Origin of the sequence: Tardiphaga sp. (assembly GCF_028290785.1) — a bacterium.
Taxonomy (GTDB): Bacteria; Pseudomonadota; Alphaproteobacteria; order Rhizobiales; family Xanthobacteraceae; genus Tardiphaga.
In genome coordinates this window covers 1-3831 of sequence record NZ_JAQGJD010000287.1, presented here as the reverse complement: position 1 = coordinate 3831, position 3831 = coordinate 1, and the positions used below count along the sequence as shown (strand labels likewise).

At 67.2% G+C, this 3831-nt stretch carries 4 protein-coding genes; 1 reads left to right on the top strand and 3 read right to left on the bottom strand.

Features of this window, described 5'->3' with window-relative positions; genetic code table 11:
- Nucleotides 1–10 precede the first annotated feature (10 nt).
- The 3 genes from JWR89_RS17325 to JWR89_RS17315 all read right to left on the bottom strand — a co-directional run bounded on the left by JWR89_RS17325 (nucleotide 11) and on the right by JWR89_RS17315 (nucleotide 3392).
- Nucleotides 11–1228, bottom strand: a complete 1218-nt coding sequence (locus JWR89_RS17325) for a multidrug effflux MFS transporter (protein ID WP_299718314.1) — start codon at nucleotides 1226–1228, stop codon at nucleotides 11–13.
- A 128-nt stretch (nucleotides 1229–1356) separates the two neighbouring features.
- Nucleotides 1357–2601 carry an MFS transporter gene (locus JWR89_RS17320; RefSeq protein WP_299718312.1) on the bottom strand — a complete coding sequence of 415 codons (1245 nt, stop codon included), beginning with the start codon at nucleotides 2599–2601 and terminating at the stop codon, nucleotides 1357–1359.
- Nucleotides 2602–2738: 137 nt separating this feature from the next.
- Nucleotides 2739–3392, bottom strand: coding sequence for an NAD(P)H-binding protein (locus tag JWR89_RS17315; protein ID WP_299718310.1), 654 nt, complete (start codon nucleotides 3390–3392; stop codon nucleotides 2739–2741).
- A gap of 144 nt (nucleotides 3393–3536) precedes the next feature.
- Between JWR89_RS17315 and JWR89_RS17310 the strand changes: the two genes are divergently transcribed.
- On the top strand, nucleotides 3537–3831 hold a 295-nt coding region (locus tag JWR89_RS17310; protein WP_299718308.1), incomplete at its 3' end, for a helix-turn-helix domain-containing protein.

The window sequence follows — 3831 nt, the reverse complement described above, 5'->3', positions numbered from 1 at the left end:
CGCCGCGGCGTTAGGCAGCCTTCGCCCGCAGCGCGTACAGCACGATCGCCAGCACCGAGGCCAGCACGAGAACGATGCCGAGCGCCAGCATCGCCTGCGGCACGATCGTAGAAGCCAGCAGCACGCCAACCGCCGCGCCCATCATCTGCCAGAAGCCGAGCAGCGCCGAGGCCGCGCCCGCGTGGCTGCCAAACGGCGACAGTGCCTGCGCGGTGCCGAGCGGATTGACGACGCCCATGCCGAGCAGGAACACGCAGGTGGCGATGACAAACGAGACGATATCGCCGTTGAACCACGCCACGGCGAGCACCGCGAGGCTGCCGACGCCGGCGAGCCACAGCCCGATGCTGATCGCGCGATCAAGTCCGATGCGGGGCGCCAGCCGCGCGGCCAGCATGCCCGAGCCGAACACCACGATCACGGTGCCTGCGAAGAACAGGCCGAGCATTATCGGTGTGAAGTGGAAGCCTTCGATCAGAATCCGCGGCGCCGCTGAGAAAATCGAGAACAGCCCGCCCAGAATCAGCGCGACCGTCGCCGCGGGCACCAGGAAGTGCCGGTTAGCGGAGAGTTTGAGATAGGTCTTGCCGATCGCCAGCGGGTTGAGCGGGATCCGCGTCGACGAATGGGTTTCGCCGAGCACGTAAGCGAAGGCCGCGGCGGAGAGCATCGCGAAAATTCCGACGAATACGAAATCGGCGCGCCAGCCGAAGTAGTAATCGAGGCCGCCGCCGAGCAGCGGCGAGAAGCCGGGCGCTGCGGCCTGCGCGATCATCACCAGCGTCAACGCGCGCGCCAGTGCGGGCCCGGTGAACAGGTCGCGGGCGATGGCGCGCGACAGCACCGAGGTCGCGCAGGCGCCGGCGGCCTGGATCGCGCGACCGATCAGCAGCGACGGCAGGTCGGTGGCCACGCCGCACCAGATGCTGCCGGCGATGAACACCGCAAAGCCGGCGAGCACCGGAATGCGGCGGCCGTAGCGATCGGAGATCGGGCCGACCAGCAGTTGCCCGAGCGCGAATACCAGCAGGAATACCGTGATCGATGTCGTCACCGCCGGCGTCGTCACCTTCAACGACACCGCCATTTGCGGCAGCGACGGCAGCAGGATGTTGGTGGCGAGCGTGCCGATCGACGCCAGCGCTGCGAGCACTGCAATTTGCAGCGCCGTGGACGAAGTTTGCTGTGGCGCGCTGTCTGCGATGCCGTCGATGGCGTGGTCGGTCATAATTCAGCCTCAAGATTTTAAGGATGATATACATCATACAAAGAGGCCTGAATAGATTGGAATGGCTGGCGAAACCGAATTCGCAGTTTCCGTTGACGGTATTTGCCTTGGTTTTGCCGCAAGACCCGTCAGGCGCGTGCGGGTTCGCCGACTATCTCCGGCTGCCGCGCCAGCGCCACCGCGGGCGACATCAGGATGACCAGCGCCTGGCCGGCGAAGCCGAACACCGCGAGATACAAGCAGGCCTCGGCGTTGTAGAAGCCACCGACCACGGCCGCGATGCCGGTGCCGATCGGGCGCGCGCCATAGCTCAAAATGTTGATCGCGGAGACGCGGCCGAGCAGGCTGGGCGGCGTCACCGACTGGCGCAATGTCGCGGTGGAGATGACCCAAAGGATCGGGCCGACGCCGAGCAGGAAGAAGCTCAGGCCGGCGAGCGCCGGCGAGGCGATCCAGGTCGTCAGTGCCATCACCAGCGAGCCGACGAAGCCGGTGACCGGACCGAGCGCAATCACCGTGCCGAACGGCAGCCGTTGCATGATCCTGGTTGCGACCAGCGCGCCGACCACCATGCCGACGCCGTACAGGCCGAGCGTCAAACCGACGCCGGCGGCGCTGAGGCCGAGATGGCGGACGGCGTAGGGCACGAACACCGCAAGGATCGGGAACGACGCGACGTTGAAGATCAGCTGCGTCACGAACACCGGCCGCAGCAGCGGATGATGCGCGACGAAGGCCAGCCCTTCCGCGGTGTCCTGCATCGGCCGGCGTCGCGGCAGCGTCGCGCGGGCGGGCTCAAAGATGCCCGACAGCAGCACCACCGCGACGATAGACAGCGCCGCGGCGACGCCGAACGCCGGCGCCGCGCCGACCAGGCCGACCAGCACGCCGCCGAGCGCCGGACCGCTGGCGAAAGCGACGGTGCGCGCCAGTTCGATCCGCGCGTTCGCGGCGGAGAGCAGCGGCGCGGAGACCAAAGACGGCACCAGCGAGGGCGCGGCGACGCTGTAGACCACGGTGCCGCACACCGCGACAAAACCGAGCAGCGCCAACAGCGGCAGCGTCAGCAGACCGCTCCAGATCAGCGCCAGGGTCGTCAGCAGCGCCGCGGCGCGCAGCGCTTCGGCGGAGGCCATCAGCGCGCGGCGCGAAATGCGGTCGGCGAGCAGTCCGGCGGGAATCGCGAACAGCACGAAGGGCAGCGTCAGCGCGGTCTGCAGCAGCGCGGTCTGGCCTTCGCCGACGCCGAGCGCGAGCACCGCCACGATCGGCGCCGCGGCGAGCGCGATCTGCTCGGCGGACTGCGCCGCAAGGTTCGACCAGGCGAGGCGGTTGAAGGTCGCGGGCAGGCGATCGGGCGAGGAGGCGGTCATGACGGGTTTCCGGTGTTGGCGCCCAGCATGGCGCGAAGGCGCTGCCGGCAGCCACCCGATTCCCGAGCCGCGCTGGTTCTTCCGCGAGCGGCCCGCTGCAGGACAAGGGCGCGTCCGGAGCGCCCCTGTCGATGCCATCATGGTTCGCCAGGGGTGATGGAGCGCCCGACCGTTGCCGGATCTTCGGCGCACTCGACCAGGAATGCCGCCAGCGATGTCTTCGACGTGGATTCGAATGACGACCAGGCGGCGCTCTTGTCGATCAGTCGAACGTCGGTCGCAGCGTCCGTCAGCCCGGGCGGCTTCACGATCGTCCATGCGACCGTTGACGCCTTGATCGCCGCCTCCGCTGCGGCGTGATCGACATAGGCATCGTGAATGCTGCTGAGACGCAGCACGAGGCGAAAGAACATCCTGTGCTTGGGCATGTCCTCGCCCACCCCGAAGGCGCTGAGATAGATGAGACGCTGATGGCGATCGCTGCCGATGGCCGCAATGGTGGCGCGGGCAACGTTGCGCAACAGGTCCGCCGGCGAGGTCCGTTTGGCAAACAGACTCTTCGATGCCCGGTTCTGACCAAGACAGGAGATCACGCCGTCGCAGCCGTCGATCGCGGTGGCGAGGAAATCGACGGAGGTCAGGTCGCCGGTTTTCACGGTGTAGGTCGTGGCCGGCTCGCGCGCCGGCGCCGGCGATCGGCCGATCGCCACGACGGCATGGCCCCGCGCCAGCAGCCTGTCGATAACAAGCGCGCCGGTGCTGCCGGTGGCGCCGATGACAGCGACCTTCATGGGCGGCACGCGGACGGGGAACGGCAGTAGGGGTCGAACAGGGTCATCATGGCGCTCCGGTTTCAGGAGCCACCGTGATATAGATCATGTACCAGGTATCAATTACGCACTTGGATGTGACTAGGTATATTGGGACATACCGCGATGCCCGACGACGATATGCAGATCTTCAACAGCGAATGCCCGAACCGCCACGTTCTGGATCTCATCGCGGATAAATGGTCGGTGTTGATCCTGGGCGTGCTGTTCGACGAACCGACGCGATTCAATGCCTTGAAGCGTCGGTTGGGCGGGATCACGCAGAAGGCCTTGGTCGATGCGCTGCGCCGGCTGGAACGCAGCGGGATCGTCGGCCGGCGGGTGCTCACCGGTTCGCCCGTGGCCGTCGAATATTCGGTGACGCCGCTCGGCCGGACCCTGGGCGAGCCATTTGCGGCAA